Raw genomic sequence first — 24,486 nt, 5'->3', positions numbered from 1 at the left:
AGTCATGGCCCCGAGCAGAGCGACGCGCGGCACCCGGGCACGTCGGCCGAGTCCCCGTCGACGGTCCGCCTTGGCGGCACTCGCGATCGCGGTCCTGGGCGTGCTGCTGCCCGGTACGGCGTACCTCGTCGCGCGCCGGATCAAACTCGGTTCGACGCTGATCGTGCTGAGCCTCGCGCTGTACGGCGGCGCGGCGTACGTCGGGCTGCGCAAACGGGATGAGGTGATCTCGTGGGCGCTGAATCCGACGGTGCTGAACTGGATGATCATCGGCCTGGCCGTGATCGGACTCGTGTGGATCGTCGTCCTGGTCACGTCGTACAAGATGCTCCGGCCGCTGACCGTCGGCCCCGGATCCCGGATGCTCGGGGCGCTGGTGATCGGCGTGATCTGCTTCGCGATGACGGTGAGTACGGCGACCGGCGCGCAGACGTTGATGGCCCAGCGGAACCTGGTGACGAAGGTCTTCGGGGGCGACGAGACGAAGAGCCAGACGCGGCCGACGATCAGCGCGAAGAAGGACATCTGGCAGCAGTTGCCGCGGCTGAACATCCTGCTGCTCGGCGCGGACGACGGCGAGGGCCGCGGCGGGACCCGGACCGACACCGTGATGGTCGCGAGTATCGACACCAAGACCGGCAACACCTCGCTGATCTCGCTGACCCGGAACTTCATGCGGATGCCGTTCCCGGAGAACTCGGCGCTGCACAAGAAGTTTCCGACCGGGTTCTGGGATCCGAACGGCGACGAGGAGCAACCGGAGTTCTACCTGGACGCGATGTACCGCAACATCCCGAAGCTGTGTCCGGGCTGTGTCGGCCCGTCGGACAACGAGGGCGCGGACATCCTCAAGGTGTCGGTCGGCGAGGCGCTGGGGCTGCAGATCCACTACTACGTGCAGATCAACCTGGCCGGGTTCGCGCAGCTGGTCGAGGCGCTCGGCGGGATCACGGTGAACATCAACTACCCGGTCCCGGTCGGCGGCAACGACGACAAGAAGATCCCGCCGAGCCGGTACCTCGAGCCCGGACCGAACCGGCAGCTGAACGGCACCGACGCGCTGTGGTTCGCGCGCGGCCGGTACAAGGTCCCGACCGCGGACCTCGCCCGCCAGGCCCGGCAGCGCTGCACGATCAAGGCGATCGTCGAACGTGCCACCCCGCAGAACGTGCTGACCAACTACGACGCGATCGCGAAGGCCGGCGAGAAACTGATCCGCACCGACATCCCGCGGAACCAGCTGGGCGCGTTCGCGACACTCGGAGCGCGGGTGAAGACGGCGAAGATCACCAACGTCGACCTCGACAAGAAGAAGAACTTCCCGACCGGCCGGAACCCGAACTACGCCGGGATGCGCGAGATCGTGGCCAAGGCGCTGAACCCGGCCGCGCGGACGACGCCGGTCCCCCGCAAGGTCAGCTCACCCCGGCCGTCCACCGCGACCCAGCCGAAGACCACGCCCAAGCCGGCCGCGGACGACCTGACCGCTGCCTGCGCTTACAACCCGGGCATGCCCGGCTAGACCAGCGCTAGGCGTAGCGGACGCCGAGGCCGCCGTCGACGGCCCAGTTGGCGCCGGTGACGAAGGCGGCCGCCGGGGACGCGAGGAAGCAGACCACCTCGGCGACGTTCTCCGGCGTCCCGATCCGGCCGAGCGGGTGGACGCCGAGCGCCTTCTCGCGTTCGCCGGGGATGGTGTCGAAGAACTCCTCGAGCAGGTCGGTGGAGATGTAGCCGGGGCTGACCGCGTTCACCCGGACGTCGTACTGCGCGACGTCCAGGGCGAGCGAACGGGTCATGCCGACCAGTCCCGACTTCGCGGCGGCGTACGGGAACATGCCGGCCGTGGTCAGCTTCGAGTGGATCGAGGCGATGTTGACGATCGCGCCGTGCCGGGCGTCGATCATCGGCTGCAGCACCTGGCGGGACATCAGGAACGCGCCCTTCAGGTCGACGTCGAACACGTCGTCCCACTCGGACACGGACATCTTCGCCGGATCGGCGTACGAGTTCTTGCCGGCGTTGTTCACCAGCACGGTGATCTGCCGGCCGAGGTCGTCGGTCAGCTTGCCGACGGCCTGGCGGACCGACACCTCGTCGGTGATGTCGCCGACGGCCGCGGCCACCGTCGCGCCGGTCCCGGCCAGTTCCGCGGTCGTCGCGGTCAGTTCGTCGGTCAGGATGTCGACGAGCGCGACCGCCGCGCCCTCCTCCGCCGCCTTGACCGCGACGGCCCGCCCGATCCCCCGGGCGGCACCCGTCACCAGCACAACCTCGTTCGCCAACCGACCAGTCACCAACGTCTCCTCAACCTAGACAGTCGAGGACGACCCTAGTCTGAGAGGACCGTCAGGCCCGTGCAGTGGTCAGGATGCAGAACTGGTTGCCGTCCGGGTCGGCCATCGGGATCGCGTCCGCGCCTTCCTGACCGCTCTCCAGCCGGGTCGCGCCGAGCCCGATCAGCCGCTCGACCTCGGCGTCGACGTCACCGCCGGCGGGGACGACCAGGTCGAGGTGCATCCGGTTCTTCGCCGGCTTCGGGTCCACGGGCGGTCCGCCCCAGGCGATCTTCGGTCCGCCGGAGGGCGCCTGGATCGCGGTCTCCCCGTTCTCGTCCCAGACCAGCGGGTAGTCGAGTGCGGCGCTCCAGAAGAGCCCGACCTCCCGCGTGCCGTCCGAGGCCACCTCGCCGAAGAAGGCGGTGTCCGCGAGGAACTTGTTTCCCGCCTCGATCACACAGAACTCGTAGCCTTCCGGATCCGCGAGGACGATATGTCCTTCCTCCGGCTTCTGGCCGATGTCGATGTGCCGGCCGCCCAGCTCGACCGCCCGCGTCACCGTTTCCTGCTGGTGCTCGGGCGTCTCACTGGTCAGGTGGAAGTGGATGTAGCAGGGACGATCCCGCTCGACGTCGCTCTGCAGGAACCGCAGCCGGAACGGCGTCTTGGCGTCGGGGAGCAGTTCGGTCGCCCCTGCCTGCTCCCACCCGAGCAGTCCGGCCCAGTACCGCGCCAGCCCGGCGGGATCCTTGGCGTCGACGGACAGTGCATGCAGGTTGATGCTCATCGGATCTCCCAATCGGCCGGGGCTGTCACCGTACGGTGGGGCGGATCAGGGCCGCAAAGCAATTAGCGGACCGACGCCGCGGCGATCCGCGCGTGCTGATCGGCCTGGTCGCGGGACATCGGCTGCCTCAGCAGGACCATCTGGTGATAGAGCGGCGCGGTCGCGGTGAGCAGGAGTTGATGGGGATCGGTGCCGCCAGGGATTTCGCCGCGCGCGACAGCTCGGCAGACGACCAGCGCGGTGCGCTCGTACCGGTCCTCCCAGAAGCGGGTGAGTGCGTCGGCGGCAGCCGTCGTACGGAAAGAGGCCGCGATCACCGCCTGGGTGATGGACGGCCGGGCGGTCAGCGCGGCGTGGATCTCCCGGTTGACGGCGACCAGATCACCTTCGAGCGAGCCGGTGTCGGCCGGCCCCCACGCGTCGTCGGCACCGGCCTCGAGCAGGTCGACCAGCAGGCCCGGCACGGTCTTCCAGCGCCGGTAGAGCGTCGTCCGATGTACGCCGGAGCGCGCCGCGACCGCGTCGATCGTGAGCCCGTCGTACCCGTGCTCGGCGAGCTCGGACTCCACCGCCGCGAGCACGTCCGCGCGCACCCGGGCCGTCCGTCCTCCCGGCCTGCTTGCGTGAACCTCGGCGATCATGGCATCATCTTAACGCAACGTTCGTCGCATTTAGGGAGTAACCAGTGATCTTCTGACCCGCCGTTCGCCAACCACGAACCCGCGAGAGGTCAGGAGATTCCTCATGTCTGCACAGCTGTCCCTGCACGACGTCACCAAGTCCTACGACCACCGCCTGGTGCTCGACCAGGTCACCTGCGCCTTCCCGCCCGGGCAGGTCAGCGGCCTGATCGGCGAGAACGGCTCCGGCAAGTCGACGCTGCTGCGAATCCTGGCCGGTCTCGAGCCGGCCACGGACGGCACGGCTCAGGCCGCCGGGAGCGTCGGCTTCCTGGCGCAGGACAACCCGCTGCCGCTCGACCTCGACGTTCAGGCGCTGGCCGATCACGCGCTCGCCGACCTGCGCCGGATCGAGGCGCGGATGCGTTCGTTGGAGGCCATGCTCGCCGAGGGACGGGACGACGTCCTGGGCGAGTACGGCGAACTCCAGACCGTCTTCGAGATCCGCGAGGGGTACGACGCGGACGCGCGGTTCGCCCGCGCGACGTACGGTCTCGGGCTCTCCACGTTGCCCGGTGATCGCCGGTTGTCGGAGCTGTCCGGCGGCGAGTTGGCGCGCTTGCATCTGGCCGCCGTACTCGCGTCGTCGCCGGAGATCCTGTTGCTCGACGAGCCGACGAACCACCTGGATGTGTCGGCGGCCACCTGGCTGGAGGACCACCTGCGATCCCGGCGCGGTACGACGGTTGTCGTCTCGCACGATCGCGCATTCCTGGAGCGGGTCGCCTCGACCCTGTTCGAGGTCGACGGCGACACGCACCGGGTCACGCGGTACGGCAACGGTTTCCAGGGCTACCTGCAGGAGAAGGCAGCCGAGCGGGCGCGACTCGAACAGGCCCGGCAGCAGTGGGAGGACGAGGTCGCGGAGATGCGCGTACTCGTCCGGACCACCGCCGATCGGGTCGCGTACGGGCGACCGATGAAGGACAACAACAAGCCCGCCTACGACCGGGCGACCGGTCGCGTCAACGAGGCGGAGCGGAGCAAGATCCGCAACGCCAAGGAACGCCTGCGCCGCCTGGAGGAAGACCCGCCACCGGTGCCGGCGAAACCGCTCCGGTTCAAGGCGTCGATCCGCACGACCGGCGCTTCGGCCGGACTGGAGGCGGTCGGCGTCGCGGTCGCGGACCGGCTGCCGCCGACGTCGCTCGACGTACCCGCTGGTGGTCGTGTCCTGATCACCGGACCGAACGGCGTCGGCAAGTCGACCTTTCTCGACGTCCTCGCCGGTGCGCTCTCGCCGGACTCCGGGTACGTCGATCGCCACGGACGGATCGGCTACCTGCGGCAGGAGGTGACCGAGGCGCGACCTGACGAAACGCTCCGCGCGGCGCTCGCACGCCATCCGGGCGCGGCGGCGCTGGGGCTGTTCCGTCAGGACCAGTTGCAGACCCGGGTCGGTGAGTTGTCGACCGGGCAACGCCGACGGCTCGCGTTGGCACGAGTGCTGACCACGCCGTACGACGTACTGCTGCTGGACGAACCGACCAACCACTTGTCCCTGGTGCTGGTGGAGGAACTGGAGGCGGCGCTGGACCGGTACGCCGGCGCACTCATCGTGGTCAGCCACGACCGCCGCTTCGCTTCCCGCTGGCGCGGGCCGGTCATGGGCCTCCCGGCCTGGACTGAGGAGCGGAGGGAGCGAAGCGACTGGAGCGACGAGGGAAGGCCGGGAGTTACAGCCCATGACCCGCCGCGACGGAGTCGCGGCATCAGTGCCGTCATCGATCTCGAGGAGAACGCCTATGTCAGTCAGTGAATTCACAGTTGATGGCGCGCCGTACGGCGTGGTCGCGGCGGGCGGCGAGGTGTGGACGACGCTCGTCCACACCGGGCGCGTCGCGACCGTCTCGGGCCGCGTGTTCGACCTCGACGCACCCGGGTCCCGCCCGAGCGTGATCGTCGACGGTCCCGACGACGCCGTCTGGTTCACGCGCAACGGCGACGACCGGATCGGACGGATCGGGTACGACGGAAGGGTGTCGGCGATCGAGCTCGCGGGCGCGCCGTACGGACTGTGCGTCGGACCCGACGGCGCCTTGTGGTGCACGTTGATGAGCATCGACGCGATCGGGCGAATCACGGTGGACGGCGAGGTGTCGACGTACCCGATCGGCACGGCGGGCGCGTACCCGGGGATGATCACGACGTCGGCAGGCGATCTGTGGTTCACGCTCAACCAGGCCAACGCGATCGGCCGGATGACCACCGGCGGCGAGGTCACGACCTATCCCCTGCCGACGCCCGCCGCGGGTCCGGTCGGTATCAGCGCGGGACCGGACGGCGTCTGGTTCACCGAACTCCTCGCGAGCCAGGCGGGCCGGGTCGGCCTCGATGGGTCGATCGAGGAGTTCACCCTGCCGGCCGACTCGAAGCCTCATGCCGCCGCGGCGACAGCTGACGGTGGTTGCTGGCTGACTCTGTGGGCGGCGGCCGAGCTGGTCCATGTCGATGCCAAGGGCAACATCACTGACCAGGTGGCCTTCGGTGAGGGCGCCGAGCCGCACGGCCTCGACCACGCCGACGGCTCGGTGTGGGTCGCACTGGAGAAGGGTTCCGTGGCTCACATCCAGCCGGGCGGGTGAGGAGGTTCACTCGGTGGAGGGAGGACGCGGGAGCCTGTCCGGGAGCACAGTGGTGATGTGAGCACGGACGTGCAGGTACGGGGACCGCGGGTGCGTGACGTGATCGCGGTCGGTCGCCCGGCGTTCTGGGTGGTGTCGATCGTGCCTTACTACACGGGGATTCTGCTCGCGACGCATCGGCTGATCCCGCCCGTCGACGAGTGGCCGCGGCTGATCGTCGGGGCGGTCGTGATGGGGCCGCTGGTCTGGCTGGCGGTGCTCGCGGTCAACGACGCGTACGACCTGCCGAGCGATCGGCTCAACCCGCGGAAGGCGAAGTCGCCGCTGCTCGACGGACGGATCACGCTGCGAGCGGCGAAGCGACTGGCCTTCGCGGCGGCCGTGGCGGCGGTCGGGCTGAGTCTGCATGTCGGGATCGTGTTCGCGCTGGGCGTTCTGCTCGCCGTACTGCTCGGATACGCATACTCGGTCCCGCCGGTGCGATTGAAGACACGCGCCGGCTTCGACGTCGCGGTCAACGCCCTCGCCCTGGGGGCCTTCGGGCCGCTGGCCGGCTGGGCCGCGATCAACCCGGACCTCAGCGACTTCCCGTGGCTGATGGGTCTGCAGGGAACTCTCGCCGCGATCGGCCTCTACCTTCCCACCACCCTCGCCGACCTCGAATCCGACCGCGCCGCCGGCTACCAGACCATCGCAGTCCGCTTCGGCCCGCGCACGACGTACCTGATCGGGTACACCGCCTGGATCGCAGCAGCCGCCCTGTCGGTCATCCTCGCCGCCACCAACACCATCATCGCCCGCACCATGCTGCCCCTCGAGGTGGTGATGGTCCCGGTTCTGATCGCGGCCTACCGCAAACTCATCGGCCCCCACCAATCCTTCAAAGGCATCATCACCCTCGCCACCCTCTTCCTCTTCCCCTGCGCCACCTTCGCACTCACCTACACAGGAGTTCTGTAGGCCGTGCACGTGCACGTGCACGGCGGGCAAAGATTTGATCACTGATCTTTACAGCGATGAAACGTTCATGAACTCTTGGGTCCCATGACTCTGACCCGCCCGGAGCTCGAGACCGACTACGCCCTCAGCCGGTCCGATATCGCGCACTTCAAGCAGCACGGGTTCGTGAAGCTGAAGAACGTGCTGAGTGCGGAGACGATCGCGGAGTACGAGCCGGAGATCACCGACAAGGTGATCGAGCTGAACACCCAGGAACAGCCGCTGGACGAGCGCGACACCTACGGCAAGGCGTTCCTGCAGGTGACGAACCTCTGGCAGGACAGCGAGCGGGTGCTGGAGTTCGTGTCGTCGCCGCGGCTCGCGCGGATCGCGGCGCAGCTGCTCGGCGTGCAGTCGGTCCGGCTGTACCACGACCAGGCGCTCTACAAGGAGTCCGGCGGTGGCGTCACCCCGTGGCACGCGGACCAGTACTACTGGCCGTTCGCGACCGATCGGTGCGTGACGATCTGGGTCCCGCTGCAGGAAACCCCGATGGAGATGGGGCCGCTGTCGTTCGCGGCCGGCAGTCATACGTTCGAGTACGGGCGGGACCTGCCGATCAGTGACGAGTCGGAGCGCGTCCTGCAGGAAGTGCTGGCCGAACAGAACTTCCCGGAGGTCTCCGAGCCGTTCGAGCTCGGCGAGGTCAGCTACCACCTCGGCTGGACCTTCCATCACGCACCGGCGAACACCACCGACATCCCGCGCCGGGTGATGACGGTGATCTACGTCGACGCCGCGATGGAGATCTCGGAGCCTTCGAACGCGAACCAGGTACTCGATCTGGCCAGCTGGATGCCCGGCAACCAGCCCGGCGAAACCATCTCCTCCCCGCTCAACCCGATCGTCTACTGAGCGACCCACTCCGCCGTACGTCGATACTCCCAGGCGTTCTGTACCTATTGGTATGTACGATGCTGTCATGAACTCATCGATCAGCCGCGTCGTCGTCCTGGATCAGCACCTGCCGGAGGCGCTCCCGGTGCAGCGCGTCGAGGTCCGCCGGATCACGATCGACCCGCACACCGCGCTCGGCGCCCACGTCCACAACGGCCCCGTGTTCGGCAACATCGTGTCGGGATCGGCCGTCTACCAGCAGTCCGAGGACACCGAGCCGCAGGTCCTGCACCCGGGCGACGTGTTCTACGAGCCGGCCGTCGAACGCATCGCCCGCTTCGACACCGAGGAAGAAGGCGTCACCTTCCTGGCTTACTTCCCGCTCACCGCGGGTCAGGATGCGACCCTGGACCTGGTCTAGAGGGTCCGCTTCTGTGGGTAGATCGTCTCGCCGCGGGCCAACTGCTCGACGTAAAGCGCGATCCGGCGGGCGCGGGTTTCGGGGCGTTTCGCGTCGTTGACCCGGAACACGACGGCGAACCGGTTCGCGCTGGTCAGGATCTCGAACATCGCCTGCGCCCGCGGCTCCGCGGCCAGCGCCGCTGCCAGATCATCGGGAACCTCCTGCGCGCTCGAACCGCCGTACGCCTTGTCCCAGCGGCCGTCGGCCTTCGCGCGCTCGACCTCGGCGCGTCCGGCCGGGCGCATCCGCCCTTCGGTTTCCAGCCGCGCGATCAGGCCGACGTTCCGCTGCGACCACAGGCTGCGCGCGCGTCGCGGCGTGTACCGCTGGATGAACGTCTGCTCGTCACGACCCCGCCGCTGCCCGTCGATCCACCCATGACACAAGGCTTCCTCGAGCGCCTCGTCGTACGTCAGGCTCGTCGGCGTCGTCACGTTCTTCTTCGCGAGCACGAGCCAGACACCGTCCGATTCCTGGTGGTTCTCGTGCAGCCACCTCAGCCAGGCGGCAGCATCCACGACGATCAGTTCTGCGGTCACGAAGCAGCCTCCCGATAGCGCGCGGCCAACTGTGTCGCCGCATCCTTCAACTCTTGCGGTCCGACGAACTCCAGATCGCACTCGAACATCCCGAACGTCGCGGCCAGACCCGTCCACGACCAGCCACTGAGCGCGAGCCGGCAACTCGTCGGCGTGAGCTCCTCGACCACGGCGCCGTGGCCGGCCCACTGCGCAATGTCCGACGCCTTCGCCTGCAGGATCGCCTCGCCACAGCAGGGGTTGCGGTCCTGCCCGTGGAACTTGCTGGAGATGTACGTCGCCACGTCCGGCGCCGGCAGCTCACGCGGCGTGAACCGCGGCCCGGTCGGCGTCTTCGGCGTCATCCGATCCACCCGGAACGTCCGCCAGTCGTTGCGATCCAGGTCCCAGCCGACGAGGTACCAGCGCCCGCCCCACGTCACCAGATGATGCGGCTCCACCTTCCGCGGCGGCACCCATTCCTCGTCCGCTGTACGAGGCGCGGCGTAGTCGAACCGCAGTACCTCGTTCGCGCGGAGCGCCGTACCGATCGCGATCAACTGGTCCGAGTCGACCGTCGTACGGCGGTTGGCGTAGCGGTCGACCGTGGTCACCTGGAGGGCGTCGACCCGCTGCCGCAACCGCGCCGGCATCACCTGCCGGACCGTCGCGAGCGCCCGCAGCGCACCCTCTTCGATCCCGGTGACCGTGGTCGTCGCGGTCTGCAGGGCGACCGCGACCGCGATCGCCTGATCGTCGTCGAACAGCAGCGGCGGCAGATCCGCCCCCGCGTCCAGGCGGTAGCCGCCGTCAGGTCCTTTGGTCGCACGCACGGGATACCCGAGGTCGCGCAGCCGGTCCACGTCCCGGCGGACGGTTCGCGGGCTGACTTCCAGGCGGTCGGCCAGCAACTGGCCCGGCCAGTCGCGGCGGGCCTGCAGCAAGGAGAGCAGCGCGAGCAAGCGGGCTGAGGTCTCGGACATGACTTCAGATTGCCATGAGTAGCGGCCAGAACCTGTCCTCTTTCACTGGAAATGTCGTCCCTAGAGACCCTGACCGAAGGAGAGATCGTGATCAGCACCCGAGCGCTCACCCGGGACTTCGTGGTGAGCCGTACCGAGACCGTGCACGCCGTCCGCGGCATCAGCCTGGACGTCGAACCCGGCGAGCTGGTCGCCGTCCTCGGCCCGAACGGCGCCGGCAAGACGACCACGCTGCGCATGCTCACCACGTTGATCACGCCGACCTCGGGTACCGCGACGGTCGCCGGGTACGACGTGACCACGCACCCCAGCCAGGTCCGGCGCCGGATCGGGTACGTCGGACAAGGCAACGGCGCCGGCCACTCGCAACGGGTCGGCGACGAACTCGTCGGGCAGGGCGTGATCTACGGCCACGACCGCCGTACCGCGAAGCTGCGAGCCGGCGAGCTGCTCGAAGCGCTGGAGCTGAAGGACCTGGCGCAGCGCAAGGTGTCGGACCTGTCGGGCGGTCAGCGCCGCCGGCTCGACGTCGCGATGGGTCTGGTGCACGCGCCGTCGCTGCTGTTCCTGGACGAGCCGTCGACCGGCCTCGACCCGCAGAACCGGGCGAACCTGTGGGACCACATCCTGCGGATGCGCGAGCAGTACTCGATGACGATCGTGCTCACCACGCACTACCTGGACGAGGCCGACTCGATGGCCGAGCGCGTGGTCGTGGTGGACCACGGCGAGGTGATCGCCGACGACACCGCCGACGGGCTGAAGGCCAGGCTGGCCGGCGACCGGCTCGCGGTGACCGTTGCTCCCGGCAACATCGCGCGGCTGAGCGAGCTGGCCGAACAGTTGCCTGGGGCCCGTGAAGTGATCGCCGTCGGCGACGAGGTCAGCGTCCGGGTCGCGGACGGACCGGCGGCGCTTCCCGAACTGGTCGCGGCCGCCCAGCGCTGCGGCGTACCGATCGCGGCGGCGCAGGTGCACCGCCCGACCCTCGACGACGTGTTCCTCAACCTCACCGGCCGCAGCCTGCGGGAAGACTCGAACGGAAAGGCAGCCTGATGACCACCCTGACCCTGTCGGCAACCACGACGCAGACCTCGACCCAGCCCTCCCGGAACCTGCTCCGCGACATCCGGATCGTGATGCTGCGGGAGCTGAAGCCGGTGCTGCGGGACCCGTTCAGCCTGCTGTTCGGGATGATCCAGCCGCTCGTGTTCCTCGCCCTGTTCGGCCCGCTGCTGTCGGGATCGATGGGCGGCACGTTCGGCGACGGCGTGTGGCAGTGGTTCGTCCCGTCGATCCTGGTGATGACCACGCTGTTCGGTACGTCGACCACCGGCGCGAACCTGCTGTTCGAGTTCCAGACCGGCGCGCACGAGCGGATGCTGGTGACGCCGTTGTCCCGCTCCTCGTTGCTGATCGGCCGGGCGCTCAAGGAGATGGTGCCGCTGTTCGGGCAGGCGGTGGTCGTGATCGCGGTGATGACGCCGTTCGCGTTCGACCTGCACCTCGGTGGCGCGCTGATCGGGCTAGCGCTGCTGGCGGTGTTCGGTGTCGGGCTCGGCTCGTTCAGTTACGCGCTGGCGATCGCCGTACGCAAGCAGGACTGGATGTTCTGGGTGGTGCAGCAGACGTTCCTGTTCCCGTTGATGATCCTGTCCGGGATGCTGTTGCCGCTCGAGACCGGTCCGGGCTGGATGCGGGTCGCCGCGAAGTTCAACCCGCTGTCGTACGTCGTCGACGCGGAACGGACGCTGTTCTCGGGCGACGTACTGTCCAGCGCGGTGCTGTGGGGCTGGGTCGCGGCGATCGTCACCGCAGCAATCGGGCTGACCGTCGGCATCCGCACGATGCTCCGCTCGGCCGATTGACCCAATTGGGCCACTGGCCCCGCTGGGCCGTCCTCCTCGAGAGAAATCACCTACGGTAGCGCTCAGATCACCCACCGCCCCCGAAGGAGATCTGATGAGGCCCCGCCCCGCCTTGTTCGCCGTACTGACTTCTCTGGCCGCCGCCGCGCTCGCCGCCTCGAGCGCGGTGGCGGCGCCGTTCCCGGACGCCGACACCGCCGTCGCCAAGCGAGTCGTCGCGACCGACACCGACGGCGACTCGCTGCCGGACACCTGGGAGACGAACGGGTACGACGCGAACGGTGACGGCGTCGTCGACGTCGACCTTCCCGGGATGGGCGCGAACCCGAAGAAGAAGGACCTGTTCGTCGAGATGGACTACATGGCCGGCCGGCTCACCACCACGGCGGCCCTCGACCGGATCGTCCAGGTCTTCGCCTCCGCCCCGGTCAGCAACCCCGACGGCAGCACGGGCATCAAGATCCACCTCGACGCCGGCTCCGCGCGCGGTACGACGTACAACCTCGGCGGGGGCAACGAGGTCGCGTACGACGCCGATCTGAACCCGTCGGCCACTCAGACGAACGCGATCAAGGCCGCCAACTTCGCGTCGGCGCGCAAGGCTGTCTTCCACTACATGCTCTGGGGTGACAGCTACGACGGCGGGTGCAGCAGCGGCCAGGCGTTCAACATCCCGAACGACACGTTCATCGTCACGGTCGGTCCGAAGTGCAACTGGAACGCGACCGACGACATCAACGTCGGCACGTTCATCCACGAGCTCGGCCACAACATCGGCCTGAAGCACGGCGGCACCGACAACCTGAACTACAAGCCGAACTACCTGAGCGTGATGAACTACTCGTTCCAGCTCGGCGGTGTGCTCAAGGCCGACGGCACCAAGTACTGGGGCTACTCGAGCGTCCAGCCGACCTCGATCAACGAGGCCCGGCCGGATGAGACGGTCGGCCTCGGGAGCCTCGGCGCCGGGTACCGGACGAGCTGGAAGTGCCCGAACGGGTCGACCAAGACGACGGCCGGCGCCGCGAACCAGCCGATCGACTGGAACTGCGACGGCGACACCACCGACACCACCACGGCCGCCGACATCAACGGCGACAAGACCACGTCGATCCTGATCGCCCAGAACAACTGGGCCAACATCGTCTTCGGCGGCGGCGCCGTCGGCGGAGGCAGCGCCACCATCGCGAAGACCCCGTCGTCGGAGCTCGAAGAACTCACCCACGACGAGTGGACCGAAATGCAACACCGCTGACCGGATCCGCCTCCCCGCACCTCAGGTGGGCGGGGAGGCGGATCTCCAGCACTCATCAATTGAGGTTCTGGCCGCGGTCGCACGCTCAGCCGGTCGTGCTGAGGGCACTTGATGAGTGCTGGGCGTCCGCACTCACCCGGCCCAGACCCCGGTCTTCGCGGTTTCGCGGGCCCAGTCGGTGAAGTCGCGGGGAGCGCGGCCCAGGATCTGCTCGACTCCGTCGGAGACGTACTCGGAGCGGTGGTTGCGGATGACGGCGAACAGGTCGCGGACCGCGTCGGCGTCCTCCGGCGTCAGGCCTTGCTCGATCAGTTCCGCGACGTGCGCTTCAGGGTCCAGGTCGACGTATGAGATCTTGCGGCCGGTCGCGGTGGTCAGCTCATCCGCGATCTCGGTCATCGTGAGGGTGCGGGGTCCGGAGATCGCGAGCGTCTGGCCGACGTACGACTCGTCGAGCAGCGCCGTCGTCATCACGTCGCCGACGTCGTCGGTGTCGATCCACGCCTCCGCACCGGTGCCGGTGGACACCCGGATCTCACCGGCCAGCACGTGGTACCGCAGGAAGTCTTCGCTGAAGCCCTGCGCGAACCAGGCCGGCTGCACGATCGTCCAGTCCCGGCCGCTCGCCTTCACGACGTTCTCCAGGTCGAGCTGCCCGTCGTACACCGCGAAGTCGCGCCCCGGGCTGCCGACGCCACGGCCCGACAGCAGCACCACGCGCCGCAGCCCTTCGGCCTGCTCGACGAACTTGCCGGCCTGCGCGAGCCCGGTCGGCCCGACCGGCGGCGCGAGGTACGCCGTATCCGTGCCGCGGACCGCCTCCGCCCAGGTGCTCTCGTCGTACCAGTCGAACCGCCGCTCGCTGGAGCGGGACGCGAGCCGATACGGGATGCCCCGCGCGTCGAGCTGCGCGACGACGCGACGGCCGGTCTTGCCTTTGCCACTGAGAATCAGAATCGGGTTCATGGCTCTAGTTCACCCGAGCGCGGTGAGACAAACCATGGCCATACGCCGCAATTCGATGTTCGGAACGCTCAGTCTGACGTAGGCTCCTCCCATGGACGTGCTCGACGAACTACTGGCCGGGACCCGCGCGCAGGACGGGGTGTTCAACCTGACGATCCTCGATCTGCCCTGGGCGCTGGAGATCCTGGACGAGGCGCCGCTGGCGCTCGCGATCCTCGTTCGCGGGTCCGGCTGGCTGGCCCGCGACGGCCTCGAGCCGCAGCGGATGGAGCAGGGCGACGTCGCGATCGTCACCGGCCCGGAGCCGTACGTCGTCAGCGACAGCCTGACCACCGCGCCGCAGCTGCGGATCCACCCCGGCGGCATCTGCGAACCGTTGCCTGGGGCACCGATCGACTACTCGGCCCGGCTCGGGGTACGGACGTACGGCGCCCGCAAGTCCGGCGAGGTGATGGTTGCTAGCGGCACCTACCAGGTCGCGGGCGACGTCAACCGCCGGCTCATCATGGCACTCCCGCCGGTGCTCGTCGTACCGGCGGCGGAGGTGGCGGGGTCGGTGATGGACATGATCACCAGCGAGATCCAGCGCGACGCGCCCGGTCAGCAGAGCGTGCTGGACCGGTGGCTCGACCTGGCGCTGATCACCACGCTACGCGCGTGGTTCGCCCGGCCGGATTCGCACGCGCCGGGGTGGTACCAGGCGCAGACCGATCCGGTGGCGGGTACGGCGTTGCGCCTACTGCACGAGGATCCGGCGTACCCGTGGAACGTCACCGAGCTCGCGGATCGGGTCGGGATCTCGCGTGCGTCGCTGGCCCGGCGTTTCAGCGCGATCGTCGGTGAGGCGCCGATGAGCTACCTGACCGGTTGGCGGATCACACTCGCCGCGGATCAGCTGCGATCGACGCGGGACACGGTCGAGACGATCGCCCGACGAGTCGGGTACGCGAACGCCTTCGCATTGAGCGTTGCGTTCAAGCGGGTCCGGGGAGTGACGCCTACCGCGCATCGCCGGGCGGCGTGATGGGTCACGAAGAGATTCCGCTGAGCCTCGACGAGTTACGGCAGCTGAGTCTGTGGACGGCCGATTGCGCTGAGCAGGCGCTGTCGTTGTTCGAGGCGGCCGCGCCGGGCGATCGGCGGGCACGGGACGCGATCGAGGCAGCTCGCGAGTTCGGCGCCGGAGGCAAACGAACGAAGACCCTCCGAACCACTGCGTTCGCAGCACTGAAGGCGGCCGGTGAGATGAAGGATCCAGCCGCCGAAGCAGCTGCGCGGGCGGCGGTCGGTGCGGCTGGGTCGGCTTATCTGCATCCGTTCGCGGCGGCTACTCAGGTGAAGCACATCGTCGCAGCGGCACAGTACGCGGCGTACGCGCAGGAGCTGGCGACCAGCGATCCGGCCGCCGCCGACGCGGTCCTTCGATGGGCGGTCGAACGCGTCCCGCCCACCGTCCGCGAGATCCTCGCCCGCTACCCCGACGGCACTCCCGGCCGCAGCCGCCTCGGCGAACTCCACCGCCAACTGGAAGCCGAACTCAGGCGACCGTCGACCGCATGAACGCGAGCGCCTGCGGCCACGCCAGCCGGAACGCGTCCGCGTTTACATCCTTGTCGTGCCGCGATTTGTCCGAGAACCCATGGTCCGCACCAGGGAAGTACTGCGCGAACGTCGCGCCGGTGGTCCGCGCCTGCAGGACGGTCTGCAACGTCTCGAAGTCCGCATTCGGTACGGCGGCATCCGCGCTCGGGTAGCTCACCAGCACCGGCGCCGTCACCCCGGCGGCCTCGGCGATCGCGTCGTACGTGTGATGCGGCGGCCGGTTCGACGGCACCGTCGGGTGGAAGGCGACGACGTTCGCCACGCGCTGGTCGCGCGCCCCGAGCAGGAACGCGAACCGTCCCCCGAGACACCATCCGATCACGCCGACCTTGGTGCATCCGAGGTCGTCGAACAGGTAGTCCAGCAACGCGCTCTGCTCGGCGAGAGCGGCATCGTCGTCCATCTCCCGCAGCAGCCCGCTCAGCTCTTCCCGCGTGGCGTTGTCGGTACTGCGCCCCTTGAACGGGTCCCACGCCAGCGCGGTGATCCCTTCCCCGGCCAGCTCGTCGGCCCACTCCCGGATCTGCTCACCGATCCCGGTGATCATCGGCAGCAACAACATGCCGGCCCGCCCGACCCGCGCGAGATACGCGTCCTGCTCCCCAACCGTCACAGTCACACCCATGCGGGAATCCTAGAGGGCAGCTGGGAGCTCCGGCTCCCAGCTGCCCTCTCGGGTCAGCTGACCTTGACCGTGACGATCATCGACAGTCCGGCGGCGTGCTGCTTGGTCGCTGGGCGATAGACGCGGACGTACCACGTGCCGGCACTCGGGAACGCGTACCCGAAGCGGGCGATGCGGGTGGTCGGAACCGCAACGGTCTTCGCCGAGGTCCACTTGGTCGCACCCACCTTGCGGACCTGGAGGATCGCGTACGCTCCGGCGTCGTACGGGTTCGCCAGCGCCTCGTAGGCGACCGCCCGGCCGTGGACGGCCGTCCGAGGCGCGATCCGCCAACTGACGACCGAGCTCGAGACTGCTCCGATCGCGCGGGTGATCAACGTTTCGCCGGGGACGCTGGACGCCAGGACCGCACGGAACGCGCCGTTGATCGCGCTGACGAACGGTATCGACGCGACGCCTCCGGCCACCGTCTTCGCGGATCCGAGCGTCACCCAGCGGGTAGTGCCGACGGCCTGCCGCTGCAGGTAGACGGTGACACCCGACGGCGCAGCGGACCAGACGTTGAGGCTTCGCATGTCCTGTACGACGACCTTCGCCGTACCGGTGCCGCCGTACGGAACGGCCGGCGCCGAGACGGTCGCCCGGCGCGCGGCGTACACCGTGGCGGGCACGGCGACGTTGCGCGCGTAACCGTCGGTCGTGTGCAGGAAGAAGGTGAACTTGTTCGCACCGGCGAGCCGCGGCGTCACAGTCGCGGACTTCCGCAGACTGGGCAGGGGGTTCGGCACCGAACACCAGCTGCCGACGGCAACACTGATGGAACTCGGCCCGGCCAGACCGACCTCGCACGAGTCGAGCTGCTTACCGGCCGGCGGATCCGCGCTGAACGCGACGGTCGACGCCCGTCCGACCACCAGCTTCGGGGCCGACACCGCGGCGCTGAAGTCCGTGACCGTGATGGTCTTGGCGGCCGGCGCGCCGATCAAGCGACCTGCACTGTCGAGCAGGCTCAACGAGATCTGGTGTGTACCGAGCGTGAGCTGCGGGTCGCCCATGACGAACTGGACGTTCTGCCACGAGGTGGCCGGGTCCTGCCAGTTCACCGTCTTCCACGCCGGCGTCACGGACACCGCCCGGTCAACCCCGTCGACGGTCAGCTTCACGACGTCCGGCTTGCTCCCACTGAGCAGCGGTCCGGTGATCTTCAGATTCCCACCGACGTACGCCGGGCTGACCTGCGTCCCGGTCCCGGTGTCGAACAGCACCGGGTCCTGATGGTTCACCCGGACGAACGTGTACTTCCCGGAACCGTAGAAGCCCGACGCGTCGCGCGCCTTGGCCTCGACGCGGTAGAGACCGTCCGGCACCGCGGCGAAGCCGAGCTCGATCACAGCATCGTGGTCGACTCCGCGGGGCACGTCGAACGGCGCTGATCCCGCCAGGACGGGCGTCCCGGTCGCGAGGTCGATCACCCGCAGCTCGGCGACGTCGTCCCGGGGGTACTGCGAAGTGACCCGGAACGTCCCGGTGGTGTCGACGACGGCGTCGCTGAACAGCTGCCCGTCGCGGACGTGCCGGAGGTCGGAGATCGACGACGGCGAGGTCACGTAGAGGTTCCCGCCGCCGAACGCCTGGCCGCCGGACGCGGTGGTCAGCTTGGCCGTCAGCATCATCGCGCCGAGACCGGGGTGGTTCCAGTCGCCGACCTGCAACGGAACGGTCACCTGGCATCCGCTGCCGCAGGTACCGGACGCGATCTCCGCGGATCCCTTGACGTCGTAGCCGAGGCTGACGTCGACCCGGCCGGACGCTTCGCCGCCGAGATCGACCGACATCTTCACCGGCAGGTCGCCGAGCGCGACCGTACTGTCGACGGCCGGGCTGTCCACGGTGACGGTCGGCGCACCGTCCGCGGCGTACGCCGATCCGGTGCCTCCGGCTACCACGGCCAGCACCAAGGCAGCTGTCACGGAACGCATCACTGAACGCATTCGCGAATCTCCCCAGAACCCCAAGTGGCGAGTTCCAGATGACTCGCGTCCACTGGATATCGTCAGCGGCGCGCGGACGTTACAGCTCAGCTGACGCCGACCGTTTGGTGGTCCACCTCGATTACGCCGATGACGCGTTCCACGTCGCGGCCGTAGGGCTGGCCGATGTACTTCTGGGCGATCTGGTCGACGAGGTCCCAGCCGGCGTCGCCGTCGATCCACTCGACGACGCGGCCGCGGACGATGACCGGCTCGTACGGGTTGTCGACCGGCGCGAGCGACAACGCGACCCGCGGATCGCGGCGGAGGTTGCGGGCCTTCTGGGAGTTCGGGCCGGTCAGGAAGATGATCCTGTCGTCGATCGAGCTGACCCAGAGCGGGATGGAGTGCGGCGACCCGTCCGGCAGAACGGTGGCCAGGTGGGCGATGGACGTGCTCTCGACAGCGCTACGTACGGCGGGCTTCAACATGGCAAGGCTCCTTCAGCGGACGATCTCGTAGTGGAGGTGGGTGACGCCGGGCGCGGGCACGGCCTCGATCAGGTTCAGGCGGACGTGCTCGCCAAGCTCCTGGAAGAACGGCCGGCCGCTGCCGAGCAGGATCGGCACCTGATGCAGCACGAGCTCGTCGACGAGCCCCGCCTGGAGCGCCGCGGTCGCGACCCCGCCACCCATCAGCCCGACGTCCTTCCCGCCGGCCAACTCACGCGCCGCCGCGATCGCGTCCTCGATGGTGTTCGCGAGCGTCTGCCGTTCGCTGATCTCCGCCACCGGCCCGTGGCTCAGCACGACCAGGGAAGCCTTCGGGTGCGGGCTTCCGCCGCCGAAGTGGCCCGAGTCGTCGTACGTCTTGTGCCCGGCGACCATCGCGCCGACCCGGCTGGCGAGCGCGTCGAAGACCCGTGCGCTCGGAGCGCTCAGTTTGAAGCCGTCGAACACCTGGCTCGGGGTGTCGCCGTCGAAGTACCAGTCGAACAGCATCGAGGCGTCGCCGAGACCCCGATCCGGACCGGAGTCGCGTCCGGTGATGTACCCGTCGACCGAGACGGCGAGGGCGCAGACCACCTTGCTCATCGTGTTCACCTTCCCTTGGGGTTCCTTGAAGGAACGCTAACATGCTGGAGTTCCTTTAGGGAACCCCAAGAGCTAGACTGGTGTCATGCAGCGAACGGATTTCAGTGAGATGGCGTGCTCGATCGCGCGCACGCTGGACGTGATCGGCGAGCCGTGGTCGCCGTTGATCCTGCGCGACATCTGGGTCGGGTTCTCCCGGTTCGAGCAGCTCCAGGCGGATCTCGGGATCTCCCGCAAGGTGCTCACCGAGCGGCTGAACCACCTGGTCGACCGGGACGTCCTGGAGCGCCGGCCGTACGACAACCGGCCGCGGTACGAGTACGTGCTGACCGACCGCGGCCGGGAGTTGCTCGACGTCCTGATGGTGATGGTTGCCTGGGGCGACAAATGGCTGGCCGGCCAGGCCGGACCGCCCGTCCTCTACCGGCACCACGCCTGCGGAGAGATCAGCCACGTGGACCTCGCCTGCGCGCACTGCGGCAAACCGATGCACGCCGACGACATCGACATCCTCCCCGGCCCAGGCGCCGCGGCCTAGGAACAGTACGCGCGGAACACGTCGAGATCGCTGTCCACGCGGGCGATTCGGTCGAAGCCCCAGGTGTCGACGCCGGGTCGATCGACCTCGGACATCACCCGGGCGGACATGTCCCGCAGACCGCGGGCGAGCAGCGCGAACTCGAGGTGGTCGGCGTCCAGGTCGTCGGCGCCGTACTCGTCGAGGAACTCCGCCAGCCGATCACCGTCGGCCGCGACCCACACGTCGTACTCCCGGGGCCCGATCACGGCGTTCTCCCAGTCGAGGATCGCCGCGACCGCACCGCGGTCGTCGATCAGGACGTTCAAACCATGCAGATCCGTGTGACACAAGACGTCGCGCACCGGTTTGAGTCGCGTTCGTACGTCGTCCAACCGCGCGATCGCCGCCGCCACCACCTCCGCGCGGTCCGCGATCCACGGGTGCTGCAGGTTCCGCCCCAAGGTCCGGATGTGCGGCTCGCTGACGTCTGCGGGCGGCAGCGTCACCCGCACCGGCGCCTCATGCACCTGCCGCAACGCCCGCGCCACCACACGCCAGTCGCTCCAGGTCGCCGTACGCCCTTCGATATAAGGAAAGACAGCGACGTTCTTCGCGGACAGCTCACCCTGCAGCGTGCGCAACGGCTCCACCACCGGCAGCCCCAGGGCGTGCAACTCCGCCAACTGCGACAACCCGGACGGCTCCTCGCCTTCCTTCCACACCTTCACGAACCACCGGCCGTCTGCCACCCAGCCGTCGGTCGCGAAGCCGCCGGGGTGCGGCTCGAGCGAGGAGACAGTCAGTCCGTAGTCGCGTTCCAGGTCCACCACCGCATCACATCACCTGCGCTGGGCGGCGAGCATCCGGATTACGGCGGCGTTCACCAGGATCAGGATCAGCGCCGAGAAGAGCAGCAGCGCGACCTCGGCGGGGAGGAGCGCGATACCCAGGCCGATCGCGAGGACCGGGATCGCGAGTCCGGCGTACGCGATCAGGAAGAGGGCGGCCAGGACCTCACCGCGGGACGACGGGTCGGCCAGCGCTGCGGCGGTCGCGACTGCGCCGCGGAACACCAGCCCCACTCCGATGCCGGCGACGACCCCGCCGATGACGAAGAGGTACAGGTTCGGGATGAGCCCGCCGACCGCGACGCCCACCAGACCGACGGACATCGCGACCAGTCCGAGGCGGAGCTGAGCCGGGCGCGAGAGGCGGACGAAGACGGCCTGGCTCGCGGCGCCGGCGATGAAGACGGCGAAGGTGACGACCCCGGCGAGCAGACGGGACGTGTGATGCAGGACGCCGGCCAGGAACGTCGGCGCCAGGGACGTGAAGAGACCGAAGATCGCGAAGGCCGCGAAGGCGCCGATCGCGGACGCGAAGAACAACGGACGCGCGGACGAGGGCAGCGCCACCCGCTGCGGCCGGTACGCCGGACGTTCCTCCAACCGCTCCACGGTCTCCGGCACCAGCGCGATCCCCACCGCGCTGATCAGCAGCAGCACCAGGAAGATCTCGTACGGACGCTCCAGCGGTGAGGAAACGTACTGAGCCAGCAGTCCACCCACGAGCGGACCGAACGCCAGCCCGCCGAGGTTCACCATGCTCGAGATCAACGCGGACCGGCTCGGGTCCTCGCCGGGACGCGCGACCTGCCGCAGCTCGGACAGGTGAGCGGTCGCGGTTGCTGTCAGTACGCCGACGCCGACGCCGCAGATGAACCGCGCCAGCAGGAGTCCCGGCACGTCCGGCCAGATCAGGAAGATCACTGCGGACAACGCCTCCGCGAGGACGGCGAGCAACGCGACCCGCCGCCGCCCGAGCCAGTCGCTGACATGCCCCGCCAGGTACAGCGACGCCATTACCCCGACCGCGTAGCTGGCGAAGATGACCGTGATCACGTACGTCGGAAAACCGTCGCGCTGCTGGTAGATCGCGTAGAGCGGCGTCGGGATGGTCGAGAAGGCCATCGTGGTGAGGAAGGCCGCCGCGATCACCCAGAACCCCGGAGCATGAGCGAACCGGATCCGTATCCCGGTTCGCGAAGACGTCATGGTGGACATGTTTCCAGCGTGCCGCGCCGCATCTATCGAGTCCAACGAAAGTTCTTGCATGCTCTTATCGGCGAATCCGATAATTGGAGCTGTGGACAGTCGCCAGCTGGAGTACTTCGTCGCCGTCGCCGAGGAACTGAGTTTCACCCGTGCGGCGCACCGGCTGTTCACGGTGCAGTCCACGGTCTCCGCCGCCGTACGAGCGCTGGAGACCGATCTGAAGACGACGCTCTTCGATCGCTCGACCCGGCGCGTCGTGCTGTCGGCGGCCGGTCAGGCGTTGCTGCCGGAGGCCAAGGCCGCGCTCGAGGCGCTGGACCGCGCGCGGGCCGCCGTCGAGGAGGCGTCGTCGGGGTTGCGCGGCAGCATCCGGATCGGGACGCTGGCCCGGCTCAGCCTGGTGAACATGGCCGAGCTGCTCGGGGCGTTCCATCGCACGTACCCGCTGGTCGAGGTCCAGGTCGCGACCTCGCCGACCGGGTCGACCGGCCTCGCGGACGACGTACGGCACGGCCGGCTGGACATCGCGCTGCTCGGGCTGCCGCGTCCGGAGCTGTCCGGCCTCGAGGTCCGCGACATCGCGACGGTTCCGTTCGTGGCGCTGGTCCCGTCGTCGCATCCGCTCGCCGGGCGCACCGGGATCGGGCTCGGCGAGCTGGCGACCGAGCGGTTCGTGGACATGCCGGCGGGTTTCGGGAACCGGAAGATGGTCGACCGGGCCTTCGACGCGATCGGGAGGCCCAGGCGGATCCAGGTCGAGGTGCCGGAGCTGACCACGATCCCGGACTATGTGCGCGCCGGTCTGGGCGTCGGCGTCGTCCCGGACCTCGAGCTGGCCGCGGCGCCGGGCGTCGCCAAACTACCGATCACCGGCGCCGAGCTCACCTGGACGCTGTCCGTGGTCACGATCGCCGGACGACGACCGAGCAGAGCGGTCACCGCCCTGCTCGATCTCATCGGCGACTCGATCCGCCCGGAAGGTCCGTATTTCTAGGCCCAGATCTTCCAGTCCGGCAGTTCGTTGAAGCGGCGGAGTGCGGCGACGCCGCTGAGCCAGCCGAGCCAGGCGCCGTACGGCGGGTTGGACTCGTCGAAGCCGCTCATCACGAAGGTGAGCCGGGTCTTCCCGCCGGACTCGGCGAGCTCCCAGGTGCTGATCCCGGCAGGTCCCCAGTCCATCGACATCTTCCGGCCCTCGACCAGGTCGACGATCTCCACGCCGGGACCGGCGTCGAACCCGCCCATCGCGAACCGGCCGCCCTTCCGCAGGTCGATCCCGACCGGGAACCCGAACCACTCGGACGCCTTCTCGGACTCGGTCAGCGCCGAGTACACCTGGGCGGCCGGCGCGTCGATCAGCGCCTCGCCCTCGAAGACCGGCGAGGTGAAGTCCGGCCGGGTGGTGAGCTCGCGACCGTCGAGATGGTCGACGAGGTTCGCGAGCGCGAGCGACCAGAATGTCTGCAGTACGCCGCGGATGTTCGCGCCGCTGACCGCGTCCGCGAAGTCGAAGCCGGTCTGCTCGAGTCTGATCAGCGTCGCGTCGTCAGCTTCGGGCGTCAGCGTGATCTCGGTGGTGGTCTCTTCGCCCCCGAGTGTCCATGCCAGCGTCAGCGTGCTTCCGTCGTACCCGAGGACTCGCTGGCGCGGTGCGTCGCCCTCGGGGATGTAGCGGCCCCAGAACTCGAACGTGCCGGGCAGGTCGACGGTCGAGTGCTCGCCGAGCCAGAGGTTCAGGGCCTTCGAATCGGTCAGCGCCTGCCGGACGTCGTCGATGCCGGTCTGGGCGCGCACTTGCAGGACAAGTGGTTCAGTCATTGGTTCGGTCTCCCTTGGGGTAGCAGGCCACCGCGAGCTTGAAGGCGTCGCCCTCACTGCCGCCGTAGCGCTCGAAGAGGTCCTGCAGCGTGCCGCGCAGGTCCTCGAAGAACTCCCGCCGCCGGTCCGATGGAACCCGGATCTCACCGGACACCCCGATGGACGGCAGCTCCGGAGCCGACCGATCCAGCGCGGCGATGTCGGTCTGGACCTCTTCCATCAGGTCCAGCACGTAGCCGAGGCTCAGCTCGTCGCGGGTCCGGCGGAGGCCGCCGATCCGGCCGACGAGGGTCGGGGACAGCCAGTACGAACGGGCCGTCGCCTGGTAGATGCCCTCGCGGATCCCGCGCACCTTGCGCTCGTCCACCTGGGTCACCAGTCCCGCCTCGACGAGGCGTTTCACGTGGTAGTAGACGCGCTGCGGGGTCTGGCCGAGCTGCTCGGCCACGTCACCACAGGTGGCCGGCTCCGCCAGCCGCCGCAGCACTTCGATCCGCTGCGGCTTGAACAGGGCCTCGGCCTGCTCGAGCTGCTCCAGATGCATCACGTCTCTCATCACACAAAAAAGTTTGTACGTAAAAAA

Annotated in this window: 26 protein-coding genes and 1 pseudogene; 13 read left to right on the top strand and 14 right to left on the bottom strand. The window is 68.8% G+C overall.

Annotation, left to right across the window (positions count from 1 at the left end; translation table 11 throughout):
- Positions 1-4: 4 nt before the first annotated feature.
- Positions 5-1,522: an LCP family protein gene (locus E0H92_RS02760; protein WP_131495282.1), complete on the top strand. Its 1,518-nt coding sequence runs from the start codon at positions 5-7 to the stop codon at positions 1,520-1,522.
- Positions 1,523-1,529: 7 nt separating this feature from the next.
- On the opposite strand, the gene E0H92_RS02755 is transcribed toward E0H92_RS02760, so the two are convergent.
- The 3 genes from E0H92_RS02755 to E0H92_RS02745 form a co-directional block, all read right to left on the bottom strand.
- Positions 1,530-2,297, bottom strand: coding sequence for an SDR family NAD(P)-dependent oxidoreductase (locus tag E0H92_RS02755; protein WP_131284236.1), 768 nt, complete (start codon positions 2,295-2,297; stop codon positions 1,530-1,532).
- A gap of 52 nt (positions 2,298-2,349) precedes the next feature.
- A complete protein-coding gene (locus tag E0H92_RS02750; RefSeq protein ID WP_131495281.1) occupies positions 2,350-3,066 on the bottom strand; it encodes a VOC family protein in 717 nt (238 codons plus the stop codon).
- Between the two features lie 62 nt (positions 3,067-3,128).
- Complete coding sequence (locus E0H92_RS02745; protein ID WP_131469116.1) at positions 3,129-3,707, bottom strand: TetR/AcrR family transcriptional regulator; 579 nt, start codon at positions 3,705-3,707, stop codon at positions 3,129-3,131.
- A 103-nt stretch (positions 3,708-3,810) separates the two neighbouring features.
- On the opposite strand from E0H92_RS02745, the pseudogene E0H92_RS02740 reads away from it, so the two are divergent.
- The 5 genes and pseudogenes from E0H92_RS02740 to E0H92_RS02720 all read left to right on the top strand — a co-directional run.
- Positions 3,811-5,346: pseudogene (locus tag E0H92_RS02740) on the top strand (ABC-F family ATP-binding cassette domain-containing protein); the annotation flags it as partial.
- 145 nt (positions 5,347-5,491) lie between these two features.
- On the top strand, positions 5,492-6,331 hold the full coding sequence (locus E0H92_RS02735) for a Vgb family protein (protein WP_131495279.1): 840 nt from the start codon (positions 5,492-5,494) through the stop codon (positions 6,329-6,331).
- Positions 6,332-6,388: 57 nt separating this feature from the next.
- Positions 6,389-7,291: a UbiA prenyltransferase family protein gene (locus tag E0H92_RS02730; RefSeq protein WP_131495278.1), complete on the top strand. Its 903-nt coding sequence runs from the start codon at positions 6,389-6,391 to the stop codon at positions 7,289-7,291.
- An 84-nt stretch (positions 7,292-7,375) separates the two neighbouring features.
- Positions 7,376-8,185 carry a phytanoyl-CoA dioxygenase family protein gene (locus tag E0H92_RS02725; RefSeq protein WP_131469108.1) on the top strand — a complete coding sequence of 270 codons (810 nt, stop codon included), beginning with the start codon at positions 7,376-7,378 and terminating at the stop codon, positions 8,183-8,185.
- Between the two features lie 67 nt (positions 8,186-8,252).
- Positions 8,253-8,588 carry a cupin domain-containing protein gene (locus tag E0H92_RS02720; RefSeq protein ID WP_131495277.1) on the top strand — a complete coding sequence of 112 codons (336 nt, stop codon included), beginning with the start codon at positions 8,253-8,255 and terminating at the stop codon, positions 8,586-8,588.
- On the opposite strand, the gene E0H92_RS02715 is transcribed toward E0H92_RS02720, so the two are convergent.
- The gene (locus E0H92_RS02715) at positions 8,585-9,169 is read right to left on the bottom strand and encodes a YdeI/OmpD-associated family protein (RefSeq protein WP_131495276.1); all 585 of its coding nucleotides are present in this window, start codon (positions 9,167-9,169) and stop codon (positions 8,585-8,587) included. The genes E0H92_RS02720 and E0H92_RS02715 overlap by 4 nt on opposite strands.
- Positions 9,166-10,131: a helix-turn-helix transcriptional regulator gene (locus E0H92_RS02710; protein ID WP_131495275.1), complete on the bottom strand. Its 966-nt coding sequence runs from the start codon at positions 10,129-10,131 to the stop codon at positions 9,166-9,168. Before E0H92_RS02710 ends, E0H92_RS02715 begins: the two co-directional genes overlap by 4 nt.
- Positions 10,132-10,218: 87 nt before the next feature.
- Here E0H92_RS02710 and E0H92_RS02705 point away from each other — a divergent pair, with 87 nt between their 5' ends.
- From E0H92_RS02705 to E0H92_RS02695, 3 genes are all read left to right on the top strand, one after another.
- Positions 10,219-11,187, top strand: coding sequence for an ATP-binding cassette domain-containing protein (locus E0H92_RS02705; RefSeq protein WP_131495274.1), 969 nt, complete (start codon positions 10,219-10,221; stop codon positions 11,185-11,187).
- Positions 11,187-11,999: an ABC transporter permease gene (locus E0H92_RS02700; protein WP_131495273.1), complete on the top strand. Its 813-nt coding sequence runs from the start codon at positions 11,187-11,189 to the stop codon at positions 11,997-11,999. The genes E0H92_RS02705 and E0H92_RS02700 overlap by 1 nt, the downstream gene beginning before the upstream one ends.
- Before the next feature lie 94 nt (positions 12,000-12,093).
- Complete coding sequence (locus tag E0H92_RS02695) at positions 12,094-13,254, top strand: zinc metalloprotease (protein ID WP_131495272.1); 1,161 nt, start codon at positions 12,094-12,096, stop codon at positions 13,252-13,254.
- 132 nt (positions 13,255-13,386) lie between these two features.
- Here the strand turns inward: E0H92_RS02695 and E0H92_RS02690 are convergent, their stop codons facing one another.
- Entirely contained in the window at positions 13,387-14,220 is an 834-nt protein-coding gene (locus tag E0H92_RS02690) for an NAD(P)H-binding protein (protein WP_131495271.1), read from the bottom strand.
- A 91-nt stretch (positions 14,221-14,311) separates the two neighbouring features.
- On the opposite strand from E0H92_RS02690, the gene E0H92_RS02685 reads away from it, so the two are divergent.
- Positions 14,312-15,244, top strand: a complete 933-nt coding sequence (locus E0H92_RS02685) for an AraC family transcriptional regulator (protein ID WP_131469093.1) — start codon at positions 14,312-14,314, stop codon at positions 15,242-15,244.
- Positions 15,244-15,780 carry a putative immunity protein gene (locus E0H92_RS02680; protein WP_131495270.1) on the top strand — a complete coding sequence of 179 codons (537 nt, stop codon included), beginning with the start codon at positions 15,244-15,246 and terminating at the stop codon, positions 15,778-15,780. Before E0H92_RS02685 ends, E0H92_RS02680 begins: the two co-directional genes overlap by 1 nt.
- On the opposite strand, the gene E0H92_RS02675 is transcribed toward E0H92_RS02680, so the two are convergent.
- The 4 genes from E0H92_RS02675 to E0H92_RS02660 all read right to left on the bottom strand — a co-directional run bounded on the left by E0H92_RS02675 (position 15,758) and on the right by E0H92_RS02660 (position 19,511).
- Positions 15,758-16,447, bottom strand: a complete 690-nt coding sequence (locus E0H92_RS02675) for a dienelactone hydrolase family protein (RefSeq protein WP_131495269.1) — start codon at positions 16,445-16,447, stop codon at positions 15,758-15,760. The genes E0H92_RS02680 and E0H92_RS02675 overlap by 23 nt on opposite strands.
- Positions 16,448-16,500: 53 nt before the next feature.
- Positions 16,501-18,417, bottom strand: a complete 1,917-nt coding sequence (locus E0H92_RS02670) for a hypothetical protein (protein WP_131495268.1) — start codon at positions 18,415-18,417, stop codon at positions 16,501-16,503.
- Between the two features lie 107 nt (positions 18,418-18,524).
- Positions 18,525-18,908: a TIGR03618 family F420-dependent PPOX class oxidoreductase gene (locus E0H92_RS02665; protein WP_131495267.1), complete on the bottom strand. Its 384-nt coding sequence runs from the start codon at positions 18,906-18,908 to the stop codon at positions 18,525-18,527.
- 12 nt (positions 18,909-18,920) lie between these two features.
- Complete coding sequence (locus tag E0H92_RS02660) at positions 18,921-19,511, bottom strand: dihydrofolate reductase family protein (RefSeq protein WP_131495266.1); 591 nt, start codon at positions 19,509-19,511, stop codon at positions 18,921-18,923.
- 85 nt (positions 19,512-19,596) lie between these two features.
- Here E0H92_RS02660 and E0H92_RS02655 point away from each other — a divergent pair, with 85 nt between their 5' ends.
- Complete coding sequence (locus E0H92_RS02655; RefSeq protein ID WP_131495265.1) at positions 19,597-20,049, top strand: winged helix-turn-helix transcriptional regulator; 453 nt, start codon at positions 19,597-19,599, stop codon at positions 20,047-20,049.
- Here the strand turns inward: E0H92_RS02655 and E0H92_RS02650 are convergent.
- Both E0H92_RS02650 and E0H92_RS02645 read right to left on the bottom strand, forming a co-directional pair.
- Positions 20,046-20,861: a phosphotransferase enzyme family protein gene (locus E0H92_RS02650; protein WP_131495264.1), complete on the bottom strand. Its 816-nt coding sequence runs from the start codon at positions 20,859-20,861 to the stop codon at positions 20,046-20,048. The two genes, E0H92_RS02655 and E0H92_RS02650, sit on opposite strands and share 4 nt — an antisense overlap.
- A gap of 9 nt (positions 20,862-20,870) precedes the next feature.
- Positions 20,871-22,085 (bottom strand): MFS transporter, encoded by a 1,215-nt coding sequence (locus E0H92_RS02645; RefSeq protein ID WP_238173284.1) that lies wholly within the window; start codon positions 22,083-22,085, stop codon positions 20,871-20,873.
- A gap of 91 nt (positions 22,086-22,176) precedes the next feature.
- Here E0H92_RS02645 and E0H92_RS02640 point away from each other — a divergent pair, with 91 nt between their 5' ends.
- A complete protein-coding gene (locus E0H92_RS02640) occupies positions 22,177-23,079 on the top strand; it encodes a LysR family transcriptional regulator (protein WP_131495262.1) in 903 nt (300 codons plus the stop codon).
- Here E0H92_RS02640 and E0H92_RS02635 read toward each other — a convergent pair.
- Entirely contained in the window at positions 23,076-23,903 is an 828-nt protein-coding gene (locus E0H92_RS02635) for an SRPBCC family protein (protein WP_131495261.1), read from the bottom strand. The two genes, E0H92_RS02640 and E0H92_RS02635, sit on opposite strands and share 4 nt — an antisense overlap.
- Positions 23,896-24,459: an ArsR/SmtB family transcription factor gene (locus E0H92_RS02630; protein WP_131496419.1), complete on the bottom strand. Its 564-nt coding sequence runs from the start codon at positions 24,457-24,459 to the stop codon at positions 23,896-23,898. The genes E0H92_RS02635 and E0H92_RS02630 overlap by 8 nt, the downstream gene beginning before the upstream one ends.
- Positions 24,460-24,486: the final 27 nt, after the last annotated feature.

The sequence above is a fragment of the Kribbella speibonae genome, from assembly GCF_004331375.1.
Classification (GTDB): domain Bacteria; phylum Actinomycetota; class Actinomycetes; order Propionibacteriales; family Kribbellaceae; genus Kribbella; species Kribbella sindirgiensis.
This window is presented reverse-complemented; position numbering and strand designations above follow the sequence as displayed.

Coding starts and splice junctions, on each gene's coding strand:
- E0H92_RS02760 (WP_131495282.1), top strand. CDS start 5: ATGGCCCCGAGCAGAGCGACGCGCGGCACCCGGGCACGTCGGCCGAGT.
- E0H92_RS02750 (WP_131495281.1), bottom strand. CDS start 3,066: ATGAGCATCAACCTGCATGCACTGTCCGTCGACGCCAAGGATCCCGCC.
- E0H92_RS02745 (WP_131469116.1), bottom strand. CDS start 3,707: ATGATCGCCGAGGTTCACGCAAGCAGGCCGGGAGGACGGACGGCCCGG.
- E0H92_RS02735 (WP_131495279.1), top strand. CDS start 5,492: ATGTCAGTCAGTGAATTCACAGTTGATGGCGCGCCGTACGGCGTGGTC.
- E0H92_RS02725 (WP_131469108.1), top strand. CDS start 7,376: ATGACTCTGACCCGCCCGGAGCTCGAGACCGACTACGCCCTCAGCCGG.
- E0H92_RS02720 (WP_131495277.1), top strand. CDS start 8,253: ATGAACTCATCGATCAGCCGCGTCGTCGTCCTGGATCAGCACCTGCCG.
- E0H92_RS02710 (WP_131495275.1), bottom strand. CDS start 10,131: ATGTCCGAGACCTCAGCCCGCTTGCTCGCGCTGCTCTCCTTGCTGCAG.
- E0H92_RS02700 (WP_131495273.1), top strand. CDS start 11,187: ATGACCACCCTGACCCTGTCGGCAACCACGACGCAGACCTCGACCCAG.
- E0H92_RS02695 (WP_131495272.1), top strand. CDS start 12,094: ATGAGGCCCCGCCCCGCCTTGTTCGCCGTACTGACTTCTCTGGCCGCC.
- E0H92_RS02690 (WP_131495271.1), bottom strand. CDS start 14,220: ATGAACCCGATTCTGATTCTCAGTGGCAAAGGCAAGACCGGCCGTCGC.
- E0H92_RS02685 (WP_131469093.1), top strand. CDS start 14,312: ATGGACGTGCTCGACGAACTACTGGCCGGGACCCGCGCGCAGGACGGG.
- E0H92_RS02680 (WP_131495270.1), top strand. CDS start 15,244: ATGGGTCACGAAGAGATTCCGCTGAGCCTCGACGAGTTACGGCAGCTG.
- E0H92_RS02675 (WP_131495269.1), bottom strand. CDS start 16,447: ATGGGTGTGACTGTGACGGTTGGGGAGCAGGACGCGTATCTCGCGCGG.
- E0H92_RS02665 (WP_131495267.1), bottom strand. CDS start 18,908: ATGTTGAAGCCCGCCGTACGTAGCGCTGTCGAGAGCACGTCCATCGCC.
- E0H92_RS02660 (WP_131495266.1), bottom strand. CDS start 19,511: ATGAGCAAGGTGGTCTGCGCCCTCGCCGTCTCGGTCGACGGGTACATC.
- E0H92_RS02655 (WP_131495265.1), top strand. CDS start 19,597: ATGCAGCGAACGGATTTCAGTGAGATGGCGTGCTCGATCGCGCGCACG.
- E0H92_RS02645 (WP_238173284.1), bottom strand. CDS start 22,085: ATGACGTCTTCGCGAACCGGGATACGGATCCGGTTCGCTCATGCTCCG.
- E0H92_RS02635 (WP_131495261.1), bottom strand. CDS start 23,903: ATGACTGAACCACTTGTCCTGCAAGTGCGCGCCCAGACCGGCATCGAC.
- E0H92_RS02630 (WP_131496419.1), bottom strand. CDS start 24,459: ATGAGAGACGTGATGCATCTGGAGCAGCTCGAGCAGGCCGAGGCCCTG.